We start from the raw sequence: 17,853 nt of genomic DNA, 5'->3' as shown, positions 1-17,853 counted from the left end.
CATCAGCTTTGACGGACATTTTTTATCTTGCTTTACCGTTTCAATATGTTTATGAGATCATCTAACAGAAAAATCACTTTTAAGGTCCTTTTCGGATATATCGCTCTAGGGGTCTTAGCGGCAATTTCCGGATGGCTGGTCTTTTCTGAATTGGGAAATTTTACCGCTACCCAAACGGACGATTTGAAGGAACGCCATAAGCTCATCAAAATAAGTGGCTTGGTGGCCGATATATATGAAAATGAAAGCCTCGCCCGTGCAGCACTGCAGCTTAATACTACCGAAAAATTCAATGCCTATATTTCGCAAAACGACAGTCTGATTACCACTATCGATACCTTGCGCGTTCTGGTCAATAACGATTATCAAAAAGCCTTGCTGGACAGTGTCAAGGTGATATTTGACAAGAAACAGCGCGACTTAAACGAATTGCGCCGTCTTAAGGACAATAACAACTCTGAAAAATCAATTGAACAGACCATCGCCAAACTGAAGAGCATAGATCCTATTTTAGGAAAGTTAACCTTAGAAGACTATGTGGAAAATCCGACCGAAATCAATCCGAAAGTAAAAGAAGTCTTAGAGGGTTTTATTCAATTCTCAAATGAATCTAAAGCAAAGGATTCCGTAAGCAAGGTCGATCAAAAACAAATTGATTCCATTGTGACCACCTCCCGGAACATGCTTCAGAAAATTCAGCAAGAAGTCGCTGCACAACGACAGTCGTTAATGCTTAAAGAGCGCGAACTGGTTGAAAATGATTTAAACACCTCCCGACAATTACGCAACTTACTCCGCACATTAGAACGTGAGATGGTGGCATCGTCCCAAAGTATTATTGCTCAACGCCAGAAAGCATTAGATCGCGGTACCAGCATTATTTATATGGCCGCCATAGTCAGTTTTATATTAATGGTGGTCTTTTCGATAGTTATTTTAAATGACTTTTGGAAAAGCCAACGCTATCGGGAGGAGCTTGAAAAATCTAATGCCTATACCAATTCCCTTCTAAAAAGTAGGGAACAACTGATCAATATGGTAAGTCACGATTTAAGGTCGCCACTGAGTACCATTTCCGGATATAGTGAGCTGCTTCAAAAAACCGCACAAAACGCCAAAGAAGACAACTATTTGGATCATATCAAAAGCGCCTCTGCCTATATGAGCCAATTGGTAGATGATCTTCTGGAATTTTCAAAATTGGAAGATGGTCATATTACCATCGAAAGCATTCCGTTTAACCTAAAAACTGTCTTGGATGAAACCAGTACAAATATCAAAGCTATCTATGCCGATAAGCCTATTGCTCTCCTCATAAAACATGATCCAGCCCTTGATATCACTATTGTTTCCGATCCATTCAGAATCAAACAAGTGCTCTACAACCTTATTGGCAATGCTTATAAGTTTACCGAGGAGGGCAGTATCAGCATCACGACAAAACTACACTCATCGAATAGCAGTTACAAGGTTTCCATCACCATTGCTGATACTGGAATTGGCATTAGTAAAGAAAAACAAAAAGATATTTTTAATGCTTTTACCCAAGTCAACCAAACCAGTAATGCCAAGCACTCTGGATTTGGCTTAGGCCTGGCCATTTCAAAAAAATTAATGAATCTGTTAAAAGGTTCATTGACATTGAACAGTATTCCAGGAGAAGGAAGCACTTTTGAAATTTCATTTCCCGTTAAGCTGTCCTATCAGGATTTGGACGTCAAACCTATTATCTCCGAAAACTCCAGTTTTAAATTAAAGGCTGTTGTTGTGGATGATGACCCGTCACTACGCCAACTCATCGCCGATATTTTAGAACAACACCAAGTTACTAGCTACACTTTTGAAGATGCCAAGGCAGCACTTGCGGCTTTAGAAAGCCTCTCCTATGATCTGATCATAACGGACATTCAATTGCCAAAAATGAATGGCTTCCATTTTATGGAAACCGTCAAAAAATTGCCATTCTATAAGCAACAACCCATTATTGCAATGACTGGGAGAATGGATATCAATACCGAAGACTATATAGAAAGCGGATTTTCTAAAGTGGTTTACAAACCATTTGAAACCCACATCTGGTTTGATATTTTAAGTGAATTGTTTCCTGAAAGGATTACAAAGCTGGAAGACAAAAATAAAAAAACTTCTTTTCGCTCTGATTATTTTGATACGCATTCCATTGCTGGATTCTTAAACCATGATGAGGATGCTCTTAAATCGCTGTTGGAACTATTTTTAAGCGATACCAAAAAACATATGACCGAATTAAAGTTGGCACAAGAACAAAACGACCTCAAAACCATTAATGATTTGAGCCACCGAATGCTGACCATGTTCAAGCAATTAAATGCCACTTCAGTGGTACCACATTTAGAAGTTTTGGAACATGCAACAGCTGTGGACAGTGCAGTTTTGGACGCTTTGGAGACGGAGCTCAAAGCTTTTTACGAAAACATGCAGGCGTACATTACTCCAGATTATACTCCTTAAGTTTGTTATAGAGGGTTTTTCTTGAAAAATTGAGAAGTTTAGCTGCTTTGGTTTTATTGTTGTTGGCCTCTTGAAGAACTTTGATGATCAGATCTTTTTCGTTCGATTTGACCGAAAATGAAGGTGGTTCCGCATCTTTTGAGGGCGCAGCAGACAATTCAGGAGGCAATACCTCTTTTTGTATCACCTCTCCAGTAGTTAGCAAAGTAGCACGTTTGATAACATTGGAAAGTTCACGCAAATTACCTGGCCACGTATAACTTTGGAATATTTTCAAGACCTCCGACGAGAATCCGATGATGGATTTGTTCAATTGCTGATTGGCGTTCTCCAAAAAGAAATCCGCATAAAGAATCAAATCATCTCGGCGTTCTTGCAAATTGGGAACTTTTATAAAGAATTCGTTGAGCCTGTGATAGAGATCTTCCCTGAAATCGCCGTCCTCAACAGCTTTCAATAAATCTTCGTTAGTTGCGGTCAACAATCGGATGTCTACTTCAATTTCGTCATTACTTCCTATCGGCTTGATCCTTCTTTCTTGGAGGGCCCGCAATAATTGTATCTGATTCTCATAAGATAAATTCCCGACTTCATCCAAAAAAAGTGTTCCGTGATTGGCAGCTTCAAAATGTCCAATCTTATCGTTAATAGCTCCGGTAAAAGAGCCCTTCTTATGTCCAAAAAACTCACTGGAAGCAATCTCTTTTGGAATAGCGCCACAATCAACCGCAATAAAGGGTTTGTTTTTTCTCGAGCTTTTTAAATGAATGGCTTTGGCGACTACCTCTTTGCCCGTACCACTTTCGCCAGAAATCAAAACCGACATACTTGTAGGTGCTACAAGATTGATATGATCATACAATACCTTTGAGGCGGCACTTATACCAGTTACGAATCCAGATGCAGCTGTAGTTGGAGGTTTTGATATTGTATCTGCTTCTTCTTTCGGCTTTTTTATATCCTGCTTCTCCTTCAGTGCGTTTTTAACCACTTGCAAGACCTCTTCAGGATTAAAAGGTTTGGAAATATAGTCAAAAGCACCTTCCTTCATGGCCTTCACGGCTGTGGATACTTCGGCATAACCCGTCATCAGCACTACAGGGACAGAGGCATCCTTTGTTTTGATATGGTTCAACAAAGCAATCCCATCGCCATCAGGAAGCCTGAGATCGGCAAAAACTAAATCGAAAGACGATTTATTGACCTTGATTTTGGCATCTTCAAGCGTATATGACAACGACACCGAATGATGGTGCCGCTCCAAAAAACGCCGTAACATCTCAGAAAAACTCACATCATCTTCAACCAAAAGAATGGCACTCATAGTTTATTCGTTTTTACAAAAATATCAAGTTAAACTTAGTAAACCCTTTAAAAAAAACATAAAAAAAGGACGCTTCCTTAAAAACGTCCTTTTTCTGCTTAAATAAGAGATGAAACCTTTATTCTTTTTCAATCCAGTTTCCATCCTTGTCAGCATATACTGTTGATGCCGCTCCATCAATAGTAATTTCCAATTTGTATTCTTGCTTATCATTTACATAAGCTTTATTTAGAGTGGCGGTCTGAAAATCCTTTGCCAAAGCATCTTTCACTGCTTGTGGAAGCGTTTCTGCTTTGATCTCTTTAAATTCTTCCTGAGCAACCAGTTCGAATTTTTCTGTTTGGTCCATAGGAAATGCAGGAGTTGCATAAGTTGATAATCCTCCTAAAACGATTGCTACTGTTAAAACTATCTTTTTCATAATATTTAATTTTTTAAAAATTTTCTTTACTATTTAAATGTGAAGTATTCGGGTAATAAGATCAACCTTATTGCTTTTCAATCCAATTGCCGTCCTTATCAGCATAAACCGTAAGCTCTTCTTCGCCAACTGTGATCTCCAACTTGTACTCTAACTCTTGCTTCTCATTGACATAAGCCTTTTTGAGAGTGGCCGTAGGGTAATCTTTTGCCAATGCATCCTTCACCGCTTGTGGAAGCGATTCAGCTTTGATCTCTTTATACTCTTCTTGTGCTACCAGCTCAAATTGAGGTGATGGATTCATTGCAAACCCTGAAGTTGCATAAGTTGATAATCCTCCTAATACAATGGCTACTGTTAAAACTATCTTTTTCATAATGTTTAAAATTTAAAAGGTTATTTGTTATTCTGTTGTGCTATTATTCTAATAAGAAATAAACATGCCATTGAAAACATTGGAGTAAGCTTCAGTGTTATTTTGCTATATATCAGATGATTACGGAAATAATGTGCGTTTTTAAATTTGTATAATATGTGTAATTCGTGGGCATTGGGTCCACAGATCGTGTAAATTCTATACAGTTTATACCGTAATCATGTTAGCAGCCCCAGTTTTGTTTTTTCCTGAAATTCTAAAAAGAGAAATTCATTCCAGAAAACAGTTCATTCTTCCTGAAAAAACTTTGTACTTTTGCATTAAAATCATACAACAATGTCTCAAAAGATTCTCATTATTGGAGCTTGTGGTCAAATTGGCTCAGAATTAACTTTCAAGTTACGCAGTATTCATGGTGATGAAAATGTCATTGCATCTGACATTGGTTATAACAATCTTGATGTAGTCAATTCAGGTATTTTTGAAATTGTCGATGCCCAAGATTATGGTTCCATTTTACATTGTGTGGAAAAATATAAGATAACCACTATTTATTTAATGGCGGCCATGTTAAGTGCCACGGGAGAAAAGTACCCAATGAAAGCTTGGAATCTGAATATGGACTCTTTGTTTCATGTGTTGAATCTTGCAAAAGCTAAATTTATAGAGAAAATATTTTGGCCTTCCAGCATTGCGGTATTTGGTCCAACAACGCCCAAACATGACACACCCCAACATACCGTTATGGCCCCAACAACCGTTTACGGAATTACCAAACAAGTAGGCGAACGTTGGTGCGAATATTATTTTGACAAGTATGGCGTTGACGTACGAAGTTTACGCTATCCCGGAATTATCAGTTGGAAAACACCACCAGGTGGCGGTACGACCGATTATGCCGTAGAAATTTACCACAGAGCCATCACCGATGGGCATTATTCAAGTTTCCTTTCAGAGGATACGGAATTGCCCATGATGTTTATGGATGATGCCATTGATGCTACCATTCAAATCATGGACGCTCCGGCCAATCAATTGTCCATAAGATCTTCCTATAATTTGGCAGCAATGAGCTTTACACCTAAGGATATTGCCGCCGAAATCCAGAATCATGTCAAGGATTTTATCATCACCTACAATCCCGACTTTAGACAACAAATTGCCGATTCTTGGCCAAAATCAATTGATGACAGCGTTGCCAGAACCGATTGGAATTGGAAGCACAAGTTTGATCTCAAAAAAATGAGTCAAGAAATGTTGACGCAATTAGGCAAAAAGTACGCTACCACCGAGAAGTGAAAGGAGTGGTGAGAGACGAGACTTTAGAATTGAGAGTTATTATATGTCATTGAGAATTGGGAGGGGAACCTGAGAATTTTTAATGAAACCTAATTCTTTGAGTCTATTCAACTCTTGATAAATCCTAAAATTACGACTCTGACTCCCTGTCCGCAGTCTTAGCAATGGCCGGAACTCATAACTTCGATTTTTTTTTTTCAAAAAAGTGATGACATTTTAATAATTAGAAGATGTACCTGTAAACAGGGTATAAATCTCATAAAATAAATGTCTCATGAAATCTAAGTTAACACCCATCATTCTTGCCTCCATAGGCGCACTGCTTATCATTGGCAGCTTTTTTATCAATGATCTCTTTAGATCCGGAGATCTTGATGTGACGATTGAAAAAGCAGATTTTATTATGCCAGCAGCCCATCGGGTATATGCCAATCCGCAGGCTTTAAATGGCAAATATTATCTTTTCAAAGCAAAAATCACCAATAACACCAACCGCACCTTGGAAGATGTCACGGTCAAATATCAAATTCCAGGATATATAGATTGGACGGAATTGACCGTTTCTGGAGAAATGTTTCCAGGACAAACATTGGTAGTGCCATGTTATCCTAAGTTTGAAGATAAGATAACCGAAAAGACAACAGAATCGGTAGAAAAAGCTCAAATACATATTTCTTGGGATGGTGCCACCAAAGATGATACCGTAGAAGAAGAATTTTCCTTTAAACTGACCAATAGAAACGAATACGTTTATACTGGGATAAAAAGAGACGAAATCAGCACGTGGTCAGATATGTTTGACAATGATGCCTTGATTGCCTGCTTTGTCACACCAAATGATCCCATAGTCAAATATTACACTCAAAACCTTCAAGAAAAGCTCATGAAAGGTGAAAATGCTTCTGTAAGCAATAAACCAGAAGATGGCATACGCTTGTTAGCTAGTATTTATGAAGGCACACGGAAATCGCATATGGTCTATAGTGGTACCAAAGGTATTCCACAGTCTACTGAAGATGTACAGTCCATTGTACAACAAGTGCGATTACCGCGTGAAGTCATCACAGGAAATACGGGTTTGTGCATTGAATTGAGTTGTCTTTATGCCAGTGTGTTATCGGCTGCTGGAGTAGATCCTATTATTTATTTAATTCCAGGACATGCTTATCCAGGATTTAAAATGCAAGGGCAATATTACGCAATTGAAGCCACGGGAATCAACGGAGAAGGGCTGGGAGGAATATTGGATGCAGAAGCCGCTTTCAAAAAAGGATCAGAACAATTGGCTGAGTTTTTTAAAGCTGCCCAGAATGGGGATCCTAGGTACACGCTGGTGGATATTCATGCCGTAAATCAAGATGGGGCAACAGCTATGGACTTAAGAGACGATCAGTTTTTAAGAGGAAAGGTAGATCAAGTCGTCGCTTTATGGTCTGGAGGAACACCTGTCGATAATAATCCTAACCAACAACCCGATACACGAGGTCCAGGCAATAACACTATTGTAATTCCTGATGATAATATTAGAACAAGTGCGCTTTCTTTCACGATTCCCAACGGATGGCAGACCTACATGAAACCGCTTCCGGAGATGCCTATTTTAACAGCTCAAGTGATGGCACCGGACCAATTGACTACGGTTTCCATATATGATATTCCCGTTGGTAGTGCACAACAGGCCATGAGTACCATTGAACAGTATTTTAGTAATTATGGCATGAGTAGTCAATATCAAATTAACGGCAGCACCATTGCCGGACAAACTTATTCTAACAATGGTACTTTTAATTGGGTAGGAAAGGCATTGCGAGCAAATGGCGGCATCAGGATTGTAGCCGTTGGCGCGCCAGATTACGCCTATAATCAGAAAACAAATGAGATCAACAGAATTTTTAATAGCATCAGATAATATGAAAACTCTAAAATTTTTATTCACAGTCTTTATTGTTATGGCCTTCATGAATGTCCATAGCCAATCTCAGCAAAAAATAGATATGAAATTAGATGCCGTCGGCAATTCCAAACTGACAATATCCATGACCATGAATGGCCAACAATGGCAAATGTGGCTACAAAGCTTGGGCAATAACCCCGCGGCATTAAAACGTGAGGCACAGCGTTCAATGCCGGCGTATTTCCTTGATGATTTCAACCTTGAGAAAAATGACATGGAACGTAGCTTTGTGCTATCATTAAACGCATATGGCGCTTGTAAGGTCGATAAAAGAGGTAATTGGATTTTGGAGACCGACCAAAAAAACGCAAATCTAACCGAAATTACGAGCCACAAATATATGTTGGTAAGTAGCCCACCGGAATTTGGAGGAACAGTTCAACAAACCTTCACCATTGAATTTCCAGAAGAGGCAAGAAATATTACGGTAGAAAAGGATGCTTTTGGGAAGAGTATTTTCAAATTTCAAATGAAGAACTCCACGGCAGGCTTTAACATCATGCTTTGGGCAGGAATCCTTTTTTTGGTTATGGGTGGAGCGTGGTTAGTAAAGAACTTGGCGCAAAAGTAATTGGTCGTGTAAATACCTCATTTGGTGGACATGCTGTTTGAAGTAAATTGAATATATTGTATATTCCTCGTGTTTTGCTATAATTTATGGAACACGTTTACAATATCGATTCACAACTTCAACTTCTCGACGCCATCAAGGCCAACAACTCCGTAGTTCTAAAGCAACTTTACACTGCCAATTATTATAAAATTGAAGCTTTAGTCCTAAAAAACAATGGATCCAAGGAACACGCAAAAGATGTTTATCAAGATGCATTTATTGCTGTTTGGAAAAACGTAAAGAACGATCAATTTATTCCTGAGAACGAAACCGCCTTACAAGGGTATTTGTATCAGATAGCTAAAAACAAATGGATGGATATTTTACGATCACCAAGTTTTAAAAAAACGAAAACGATTCAACATGAGCTTAATGTTTTAGATAAGAACATTGATCAAAATGGCCATGAAAAAAATGAGGAACAAGAGTTTTACAGAAAGAGATTAGAACAAACCATGGAAGCTTTTAAAAATCTCGGTGCACCATGTAAAGAATTATTGACTGCCTTTTATTTTGACAAAGCCTCCCTACGTGACATAGCAGATAAATTAAAGATTGAGGAAAATAGTGTAAGGACGAAAAAATACAGATGTATGGAAAAACTTCGTCAGTTGGCATTAGCCTCGAAAAAATAAGAAAATTGAAAAATAATAGCAACTTTACCCCAGAATTACTTGAAGCGGTTGAACGTTATGATAACGGATCAATGACGCCAGAAGAACGCATATCCTTTGAAAATCAACTAAAGGACATTGATTTCAAAGCTTTGGTAGAAGACATTAGAATGACCCTTTTAAGCATAGAAACACAAGCTTTAAAAGAACGACTCGATGAGTTTCATAAAGATATTCCTGAAAATCGTCCGGTTGAGAAGAGTACAACAAAAGTTCGTTTTTTAAGTTTCAGCAAAATAGCCATAGCCGCAGGTATCATCATAGCGCTAGGCATATTTTGGATGTTCAGCGGTTCATCTAATGAGAAGCTCTTCAACCAGCACTTCAGACCAGATCCCGGACTGCCTACTACGATGAGTTCTTCAGACAGTTTCGTCTTTTATGATGCCATGGTCAACTACAAACAAGGCGATTATAAAACTGCCATTTCAAAATGGCAGAAATTAGCAGTCAAAACTCCAGAGAACGACACTATCAATTACTTTTTGGGCGTAGCTTATTTGGCAGATAAAAATGCAGATAAAGCCATTCCTTTTTTGAATAAAACCATATATAACACAGAAAGTGTATTTTTAGAAGACGCTCATTATTATTTGGGAATGGCCTATTTAAAATCGGATAGAAAAGAAGAAGCCATCCGGGAATTTAAAAAAAGCGGCTCTGAGAAAAGCAATGACCTATTAAAGGACTTACAAGATGGTGTTTCAAGTTATAAATAACCCGTTGTTTTATTCGTCTATTCTGGCTTCTTACCGCCAACTCCCAAAATCAATAGCTAAAAACTCTTAGATGGTCTTGTTTCAAAAATTTTGAAAAGACAAGATGTTTAACCCGATTAAATTCGTCCAAGCTAACGAATAAGAAGGTATTAAACCTGATTCCGGCTATTGGCAGCTCTTCATGGCACATGAGACTACACTCCAATTCAAATAGAGGTTTCGCTATCCATATTCCTATAAATTCAGCTAGATTTTACTTGTCAGATCGTTTATGATTGACAATAGAAAAGATTAAAAAGCAGAAATGACTCTAAATTTTAGTATATTTAATTCTGATTATAGCAAAAACCTCTATTTAAACTTCATTCTAATAACTCCAGCCTGATTATGAGGGACTTATTATGCTATGTCAACTATGCCTTATTTTTGGCACTTTTTTTCATACAATCGTCATCTTTAGCTCAAGAAAAGGATCTCCTAAATACCAAGATTATTGATTCGTTCATGTTGAACAAGCGAATTCAAAAAGCAGATTCGTCATTAAAGGCTCAAATAACCTATTTACAAAATAAAAACCTCAACGATTCTTTGCATAAATACCCCTATTATGTGGGTAAAATCGAACTGCAAAAATCCAATTCAACAGTTGCCTCTGTCAAGGCTGATGCATTTTTAAACACCATATTCTTAACCACCAATAATCAAAGGACCCATTATAAATCGCTCCTAAGCCTGTCCAACTTTTATGATGAAATAGGCCATAATGCAAAATCGTTGGAATTGACCAAATCAGCATATACCGCCATTCAGAAAGTGAAGGACGCTACTCCAGAAGAGGTTGGTAAGGTGGAATATAATGTTGGCGCCACCTTACTTGCCTTAGGCAATATCAGTGAAGCTGAAACTTATTTTAAACGTGCTCTAAAAAACTTTGAATCGTACAAAGCAACTGACAAAGGCCAACTTTCAGATGGTTATAATGCCGTAGGCGCAACAATGTGGATGTCAACAAAATTGGACAGTGCCAAATATTTTTACACAAAAGCATTGAAGACCATTGAAATTGCCGAAGGGAATCCCTTATATAATTCATATTTGGCAACTGTTATTAAGTCCAATCTATCTTTATTGGAATATTCACAAGGTGATTTAGCGGAAGCGGTCACCATTCAAAATGACGTCATCACCAATTATGAAAAGGTCATCCAGAACTATACAGACGAGAATGTCGTCTCCAAGGCCAAACGATTTCAGGCGCGGGCAATTTCGAATTTAGCTGTTTTTTATAATGAGCAAGGTGATTTGAAAAAAGCAAATGACGTTCTCATATATGCCTTTAACAAAAGGAAAAAACTTGTAGAGACCAATGACTCCAGTTTAGGCTCGTCGTGGATTCAAATTGGACAATCGCAAATTTCACTCCGTGAATATGATAAGGCCATCGAGAGCCTCACTTTGGGACTGGATCAATTAAACCGTATTGAAGATGACAACCCGTATTGGAAAGCTGCCGGATTACACGGCTTGGCCGAGGCTTATAGTGCTAAAAACAATACCGCTTTGGCCGCTCAGTATTATTCAGAGAGTGAACCTCTTTTCAAGAAAGCATTGGATAACGTTTACGATAATGAGTTTTTAAATTTTTTGCGAAATAAATCCTACTTCTTAGCGGATAACGGCGAAGCCGAAAAAGCAGTTGCCTTTGCCACAGACGCCTATCAATATGTTATAAAGCATGGCGGAGATGATAATTTTTCTGAATTCAAACAGTTGTTGAATTTGGCGCAGGTCAATTATAAGATCCACAATTATGTCAAAGCTCTACAATGGGTGCAAAAAGCCGATGATTTTTTGAATGAGCGTTCCCATAGAGCCGATTCTATCCAGATTGAGTTTCACAAACCCCAATTGATTCTTTTAAAAGCTCAGGCAGAATACAAGTTAAAGCATCAAATGGATACCGTATTTCTACAGGAACAGCTCAACAGTTTGGATAAAGCTACGGATATATTGGAGCGACGTAAAACCACCCTTTACAAATACGAAGACATCAATGTTTTAGTATCAAACTACCAATCGATTTCTTCCTTGGCAATTGAACTGAATTTAAAATTATTTGATGTTACAAAGAATCCAAGGTATTTGAATCAGATGATGAAATTGCACGAATCCGGAATCTATAATAGAATCCGTTCACGTCTGAACCTTCGCAACAATATCGCTTTCAGTGATGTTCCTAAAAGCACCCTGCAACGTGAAATTCAACTTAAAAATACCATGGCGAGTTCACTTGAGGACAGCGAAAACATGACCGCTTTTTTTGATTCAAATTCAGATTGGAAACACTTTTTGGATTCTTTGAAGCAACATCACCCAAAATATTATAAAATGCGCTATGCTACTATTGAAGAACCTCTTAATGAGCTTCAAAAGAACATACCAGCCAACACTACGGTAGTCCGTTATCTATATGTTGACACCGTGCTATATGCATTTGTTGCCGATAAAAATGACATCCAGTTATTTAAGTTAAATTCTGAAGGAATAGAGCAGCATATTGCCGATTTAGGTGAAAATAATCACAAATTCTCAAAAACCGCTGATTTACTTTCAAAACTTTATGCACAACTTTGGTTTCCATTCGAAACAAAAATGACCAATAAGCACGTTATTATAGTTCCTGATGCTGTACTATTCAATTTAAGCTTTGAAAGCTTGACTCCCTCAAAAATAATAAAACCGAAAGATCTTGCAACCAAAAGTTTGTTATCAAAACACATCATCTCATACAACTATAGTTTACTTTTATTAAATAAAAATCAGCAAGCTAATTCATTTGAAAACAATTTCGTGGCGTTCGCACCAGAGTTCAACGATACCATGAAAAGAAACTACAAAAAAGCCATTTCTGATTCGTTGACTTTAGATCATAGCTATTTGACCCTATTGCCACAACCCTTCAGTATCAATTTAGCCAAGAAATATTCAAAAGAATTCAATGGAACATATTTTGTGAATGACATGGCTTCGAAACGCAGTTTTACAGAACACGCAAAGAACCATAAAATCATCTATATCGGCACCCATGCCGAATCCAACAACCTGTCGCCCGAGCTTTCGAGATTGGTATTTGCTAAATCACTGGACAGTTTAAATGCTGAGGATAATTCGCTCTATAGTTACGAAATTTACGATACTGATTTAGAATCCAACCTTGCCATTTTAACGGCTTGCGAAACCGGAAAACCAAGTTATCAAGCTGGGGAAGGCATGATCTCCTTGGCACACGCCTTCAATTATGCAGGAAGCGAGAGCATATTGACGAGTCTTTGGAAAATAGATGAACAATCGAGTGCCAAGATTATTGAGTCATTTTATAATTATCTCAAAAAAGGTTGGACCAAAGACAAAGCTTTACAACAAGCTAAGCTCGATTATATTTCTACTGCCGAAGGACGTACAGCACATCCTCAATATTGGGCGGGATTGGTTCTTATTGGTGATACGAGCCCTATTGACTTACAATCCTCTGCAAACCCCATCTATTGGATCCTGGGCGGCTTGTGTATCGTCATTACTATTGTCTTTTTAAGAAGACATCGGAAAACATAAATAAGAGCCATTATTTCTAATGACTCTCAAATTAGAATAAACCAAAAAACAATCCCCTGAATTAACAGTGTTTGGCTTATTATAGGGTCATCGGAAAATTCAAGAATTGTCAGCATAAAAAAGCCACCAACCGGAATTGATGGCCTTTTTGGAAAAAACTAAAAAACAAAAACTAATTCAATATTATATTCTTTGATAATGCGTTTGACAATGCTCACTTTAAAAATACTCGAATGCTCAATCAATTGCCTCAACCCTATACGATGTAAACCTCTTTTAGAGAGCTTGACTTAATTTCAATTAGAAACAAGAATTTTCTTATGCAACCTAAGATTAGAGTTCTCGTCACGAAGTTTCAGCACATACCAACCAAGAGCAACTTCATTCAAATCAATCGATAAGTCCTTACCTTTAATTAGCCCTTCTTTCACCATTTGCCCAACAGAATTAAGTAATTGCCAATTTCCATCTATAACGGCACCAAGTTTAATATAGAGAATATCATTTACCGGATTGGGATATATCGCAACAGAATGTTTATCCATTTCCGGTGTATTCAAGGTAGCCATCGGACCATTTAAATATAACTTGTTGTCTTGACAGACCACATCAAATGTGAATTCTGTACCTTCAAAACTTCTAGTGATTTGCGATGGAAAATTACATGAAGTTAAGGTTGTTGCAGTCACGATTACGAAGCTGGCATCATCATCGGGCAGATAGCCTAAAATGGGGTTTAGAATTCCATCCAAAACGGCTTCATTACTGATGATAATTTGATCGTATTCTGTTCCAGCGCTTGGTCCATCAATTTCTATATTGAAAACTGCACCGGATCCAGCTGTTACATCCCCTACAAAGGACAATATACCCGGAGAATTGCCTGGGTTTAAATTTCCATTTAAAATATGTCCCGGTGGCAACTGGAAACTGCCACTCCCCGTTAGAGTTCCGCCCGTACCATTTAAAGTTTCTCCAAACGCCAAAGTACCTTGATGGCTTTCAATAGTACTGTCATAATTTGCAAACTCATCTAAGTTAATGGAAGAAACACCCGATCCGTTTGTTTTTCTGATGATGGCACCAAAAGAGTTGTTGAACCGATGCCTGCCTGCTCCTATATATCCGATAGTAATATTGTCATCATTGATATTAAATACTGAACCTTTAGAATTCTGTAGCCCTCCATTGTTGATATTCAGCGTACCCTGATTGAATTCTATAGTACCATAATTGGTGATCCACATGGTATTCTCGATCGCTTTAATTTGAGGGCTGTTGATATTGATTGTACCGTAATTATCAAACCAAGAATACGGTGCATCTGCATTTTTTCTTGAAATAGCGCCCCCGTTCCAATCGATAGTACCTGCAGCATTATTATTGATACGAAGGAAGACCTTAAGATCGCCATTAATAGCCAAGGTGTTGTTATCACCAATGGACAAAGAATACACTTCAATCAGGCCAGAAGCGCCAGTTTTGCAATACCCTCCAGAGGGCAAGTTAATTATGACTCTATCATCGGCTGTTGGGACGCCGTTAGGACTCCAATTGGCGGCCGTGGTCCACATATCATCCCCTGCTTCACCATCCCATATTTTAGCAGTTGTATAGTGGATATCTGACACTGTTTGCAATATTCCATCGGTTTGGCATTGCACCCCTAATATGATATCAAACCCAAAGTTACGTCCAAAATAAGTATATGTAGTACTTATATCACAGGCACCAAACGATCCTTCAACAACTTTGAAACTATTTCCTATTTGCGGTACATAAAGCGTAAAACTCAAATCCACCCTTCCGCTTATATAGTATTTACCACCCACGACCACTTTTGAGTATCTATTCAAATCGTAAATAGAAACTCTGAGAGTAGCGTCATAATCTATTGTAAGGTCGCCAGAAATAATCAACTCTTCGTTATTGGGTGATAACGTTAAATGAGCAAAACCCAAAAGCTGTAAAGATCCCAACTCTGGTACTGGTTCATTAATTTGAATAAATTCGGTTGACCCGTTGACCTCAATAATGACATGGGATCCGGCAGTTGGTACGCCACCATCCCAGTTTGCAGCTTGTTCCCAAGAATAGCCATCACCTCCGCCTGTCCATTGAATTTGTGCTTGGATTGAACCAAAAGAAAAGCCTAAAATCGAAATAAAAAGTAAAATTTGTTTCATGACATATTGTTTTATATTGGTACATCGGAAAGGTTTTAAAATGTGAGCGGCTTTTATAAAAAATATAACGTGCTTGGTAGAAAACCAATATAGACGGTACAATATAGCCAGATTAAAAATCAAAAGGCTGCCATTTCTGGCAACCTTTTCCCTTAAATAAACCCTAAATTTCCCAAGCTGATCAATAGCATTTTGAGGTTTACTTTTAGGGCATCGATCAACTATGGAAATGTCAGCAGGTATTTTTGAATAAATTTCAGTTTTAACTAAAAAATCGCAACGGTTATAGCGCATTATCGAACAATTACCTGATCACTACCAAAAGCTGTTAGCACTTAGAACTTGGGGATTAAGGCATAAGTAAACAGCAAAGGCCTTAGATCTCCCTAAAAAAAACAGTAGAGTCTCAAATTCAAGTGGCTTTTATAGAAATCAGTATGAGTATAAGGAAGATTTGCATTAATCGGCTCTGCATAGATCGTTTTCAAAGTAAGATAAAAGAGTAACATGAAATCAGAGTCCAATCCATTGTCCGCCAACAGCTGCACATCTCCATCATTTTTCTCTGGTACCATAGCGCGTCATTGATTGTGCTTGTTTTCAATCGAATTGCCCGAATACTATACTATTTTAAAAAACACAATCGTTAACCCTTTCCCAAATGTGAATTTTTTAAGAGAATTTGGGATATAAATCCTTATGTTATCCTTTAACCCAAAAACTACTAATAGTGAAAACAACTTTAGAAAGAGCTAGACAAAAAACAAATAAAAATAATATTGACGTTTTACAAGCAATTATAGAAAAGAACTATGACGCGCGAAAAGGCTACAGAAAAGCAATGATGGATATACAGGATCCTGAATTAAAAAGTTTTATGCAGCAACAAGCACTTGAGCGCAGTAGCTTTACCACTGCAATTGATCAGGAAATTCGAAATTTAGGTGAAACGCCAATAGAAAACGGCAGTGTGACTGCAACTTTACATCGTACTTGGATTGATATTAAAAGTCGCATAGCAGACAATGCAGATGACATTATTATTGAAGAAATAATTCGCGGAGAGAAAGCTAAAGTTAAAGAGTACAAAGGGGCATTAAAAAATAATTTATTGGCACCAGAAACTCATAATCTTTTGCAATCTCAATTAAAATCGATCAAAAACACCCTAAAGGAAGTAAAACAGCTTTAATACCAATTAAACATTTTAAGGTCTAAAACGCTACAACTTCCAAATTGGAAGTTTTTTTATGCTTAAAAGCTTCTAATAGGTACATATATAAAGGACATGTATCGGGCTTTTTTTATAAAAAATAGTCGCCGTTACTGATTTTGAAAAGAATTATTATGACCAATTCCCTAAAATATGATCTGCTTTAATTTTGATTAATTACTTCACCCCAGTCTTCCGGAGGGACGTGATCAGAGAGGTATTAACACTCTTTAAGAAAATCAATTCTCAACGTTAATCCTATCCTAAATAAGATTTCCTTAAGACAATTTTAGGTTTGATAATTGTAATTTAGAGATGAACTTAAAAATTATAGAATCATGAAAACCTCATTAGAAGAAGCAAGAGAGCAAACACATAAAGATACCGTCAATGTTTTACAAGGTATCATAGAAAAGAATTACGACGCCGAAAAAGGTTATAAAAAAGCAATGCAGGATGCTAAAAATCCAGCGTTGAAAAACTTTTTAAAACAGCAAGCATTGCAACGTAGTACGTTCGCGACAGCAATTGATAAGGAATTGCGTGACTTGGGCGAAGAACCAAAAGAAAGCGGAAGTATTACCGGATCATTGCACCGTGCGTGGATTGACATTAAAAGCTCTGTAGCTGGAAATGACGATGAAGCTGTGTTGGAAGAAGTGATCCGCGGAGAAAAAGCAAGTGTGGATGAATATGAAGACGTGATGAAAAAACATACCTTGGCGCCAAAAATTCAAAACGTCCTACAGTCGCAATTAAGAGACATTCAAGGGACGCTTAATCGCGTAAAAACGCTTGAAGATATTGCGTAATTGTAAATTGTAATTTCAAATTGAAGGAGGCTGTCTGAAAAGGCAGTCTTTTTTTTGCAATTTTTCTAGTAAATTCTTAACTTTAAGAATGAGCAGAAAAATAGTTTTTAAGACCTATGACCAAGACCAGTTAAGTCTTTTACCACCAAGTTATGATGAT

At 37.6% G+C, this 17,853-nt stretch carries 13 protein-coding genes; 9 read left to right on the top strand and 4 right to left on the bottom strand.

Annotated features, from left to right (window positions below):
- Window positions 1-51 precede the first annotated feature (51 nt).
- On the top strand, window positions 52-2,490 hold the full coding sequence (locus tag G6N06_RS12725) for an ATP-binding response regulator (protein ID WP_163517137.1): 2,439 nt from the start codon (window positions 52-54) through the stop codon (window positions 2,488-2,490).
- On the opposite strand, the gene G6N06_RS12720 is transcribed toward G6N06_RS12725, so the two are convergent.
- From G6N06_RS12720 to G6N06_RS12710, 3 genes are all read right to left on the bottom strand, one after another.
- Window positions 2,468-3,814: a sigma-54-dependent transcriptional regulator gene (locus tag G6N06_RS12720; RefSeq protein ID WP_163517136.1), complete on the bottom strand. Its 1,347-nt coding sequence runs from the start codon at window positions 3,812-3,814 to the stop codon at window positions 2,468-2,470. The genes G6N06_RS12725 and G6N06_RS12720 overlap by 23 nt on opposite strands.
- A gap of 118 nt (window positions 3,815-3,932) precedes the next feature.
- The gene (locus G6N06_RS12715; RefSeq protein WP_163517135.1) at window positions 3,933-4,235 is read right to left on the bottom strand and encodes a hypothetical protein; all 303 of its coding nucleotides are present in this window, start codon (window positions 4,233-4,235) and stop codon (window positions 3,933-3,935) included.
- A 67-nt stretch (window positions 4,236-4,302) separates the two neighbouring features.
- Complete coding sequence (locus tag G6N06_RS12710) at window positions 4,303-4,611, bottom strand: hypothetical protein (protein ID WP_163517134.1); 309 nt, start codon at window positions 4,609-4,611, stop codon at window positions 4,303-4,305.
- 336 nt (window positions 4,612-4,947) lie between these two features.
- Here G6N06_RS12710 and G6N06_RS12705 point away from each other — a divergent pair, with 336 nt between their 5' ends.
- From G6N06_RS12705 to G6N06_RS12680, 6 genes are all read left to right on the top strand, one after another.
- Window positions 4,948-5,910 (top strand): NAD-dependent epimerase/dehydratase family protein, encoded by a 963-nt coding sequence (locus tag G6N06_RS12705; protein WP_163517133.1) that lies wholly within the window; start codon window positions 4,948-4,950, stop codon window positions 5,908-5,910.
- A gap of 274 nt (window positions 5,911-6,184) precedes the next feature.
- Entirely contained in the window at window positions 6,185-7,819 is a 1,635-nt protein-coding gene (locus tag G6N06_RS12700; RefSeq protein WP_163517132.1) for a hypothetical protein, read from the top strand.
- Window positions 7,785-8,435, top strand: coding sequence for a hypothetical protein (locus G6N06_RS12695; RefSeq protein ID WP_163517131.1), 651 nt, complete (start codon window positions 7,785-7,787; stop codon window positions 8,433-8,435). The genes G6N06_RS12700 and G6N06_RS12695 overlap by 35 nt, the downstream gene beginning before the upstream one ends.
- A gap of 86 nt (window positions 8,436-8,521) precedes the next feature.
- A complete protein-coding gene (locus G6N06_RS12690; protein ID WP_163517130.1) occupies window positions 8,522-9,112 on the top strand; it encodes an RNA polymerase sigma factor in 591 nt (196 codons plus the stop codon).
- Between the two features lie 5 nt (window positions 9,113-9,117).
- Window positions 9,118-9,870 carry a tetratricopeptide repeat protein gene (locus G6N06_RS12685; protein ID WP_163517129.1) on the top strand — a complete coding sequence of 251 codons (753 nt, stop codon included), beginning with the start codon at window positions 9,118-9,120 and terminating at the stop codon, window positions 9,868-9,870.
- A 387-nt stretch (window positions 9,871-10,257) separates the two neighbouring features.
- The gene (locus G6N06_RS12680) at window positions 10,258-13,482 is read left to right on the top strand and encodes a CHAT domain-containing protein (RefSeq protein ID WP_163517128.1); all 3,225 of its coding nucleotides are present in this window, start codon (window positions 10,258-10,260) and stop codon (window positions 13,480-13,482) included.
- A 296-nt stretch (window positions 13,483-13,778) separates the two neighbouring features.
- Here G6N06_RS12680 and G6N06_RS12675 read toward each other — a convergent pair whose 3' ends face one another.
- Window positions 13,779-15,668, bottom strand: coding sequence for a T9SS type A sorting domain-containing protein (locus G6N06_RS12675; protein WP_163517127.1), 1,890 nt, complete (start codon window positions 15,666-15,668; stop codon window positions 13,779-13,781).
- Window positions 15,669-16,398: 730 nt separating this feature from the next.
- Between G6N06_RS12675 and G6N06_RS12670 the strand changes: the two genes are divergently transcribed.
- Window positions 16,399-16,860, top strand: coding sequence for a ferritin-like domain-containing protein (locus G6N06_RS12670; protein WP_163517126.1), 462 nt, complete (start codon window positions 16,399-16,401; stop codon window positions 16,858-16,860).
- Window positions 16,861-17,219: 359 nt separating this feature from the next.
- Window positions 17,220-17,693, top strand: coding sequence for a ferritin-like domain-containing protein (locus G6N06_RS12665; protein WP_163517125.1), 474 nt, complete (start codon window positions 17,220-17,222; stop codon window positions 17,691-17,693).
- Window positions 17,694-17,853: the final 160 nt, after the last annotated feature.

Origin of the sequence: Gelidibacter japonicus (assembly GCF_010725055.1) — a bacterium.
Lineage (GTDB): Bacteria > Bacteroidota > Bacteroidia > Flavobacteriales > Flavobacteriaceae > Gelidibacter > Gelidibacter japonicus.
Note: the sequence above shows the minus strand (reverse complement) of the source record. Positions and strands in the feature narration are given on the sequence as shown.

Coding starts and splice junctions, on each gene's coding strand:
- G6N06_RS12725 (WP_163517137.1), top strand. CDS start 52: ATGAGATCATCTAACAGAAAAATCACTTTTAAGGTCCTTTTCGGATAT.
- G6N06_RS12705 (WP_163517133.1), top strand. CDS start 4,948: ATGTCTCAAAAGATTCTCATTATTGGAGCTTGTGGTCAAATTGGCTCA.
- G6N06_RS12710 (WP_163517134.1), bottom strand. CDS start 4,611: ATGAAAAAGATAGTTTTAACAGTAGCCATTGTATTAGGAGGATTATCA.
- G6N06_RS12695 (WP_163517131.1), top strand. CDS start 7,785: ATGAGATCAACAGAATTTTTAATAGCATCAGATAATATGAAAACTCTA.
- G6N06_RS12675 (WP_163517127.1), bottom strand. CDS start 15,668: ATGAAACAAATTTTACTTTTTATTTCGATTTTAGGCTTTTCTTTTGGT.
- G6N06_RS12665 (WP_163517125.1), top strand. CDS start 17,220: ATGAAAACCTCATTAGAAGAAGCAAGAGAGCAAACACATAAAGATACC.
- G6N06_RS12720 (WP_163517136.1), bottom strand. CDS start 3,814: ATGAGTGCCATTCTTTTGGTTGAAGATGATGTGAGTTTTTCTGAGATG.
- G6N06_RS12700 (WP_163517132.1), top strand. CDS start 6,185: ATGAAATCTAAGTTAACACCCATCATTCTTGCCTCCATAGGCGCACTG.
- G6N06_RS12715 (WP_163517135.1), bottom strand. CDS start 4,235: ATGAAAAAGATAGTTTTAACAGTAGCAATCGTTTTAGGAGGATTATCA.
- G6N06_RS12690 (WP_163517130.1), top strand. CDS start 8,522: ATGGAACACGTTTACAATATCGATTCACAACTTCAACTTCTCGACGCC.
- G6N06_RS12680 (WP_163517128.1), top strand. CDS start 10,258: ATGAGGGACTTATTATGCTATGTCAACTATGCCTTATTTTTGGCACTT.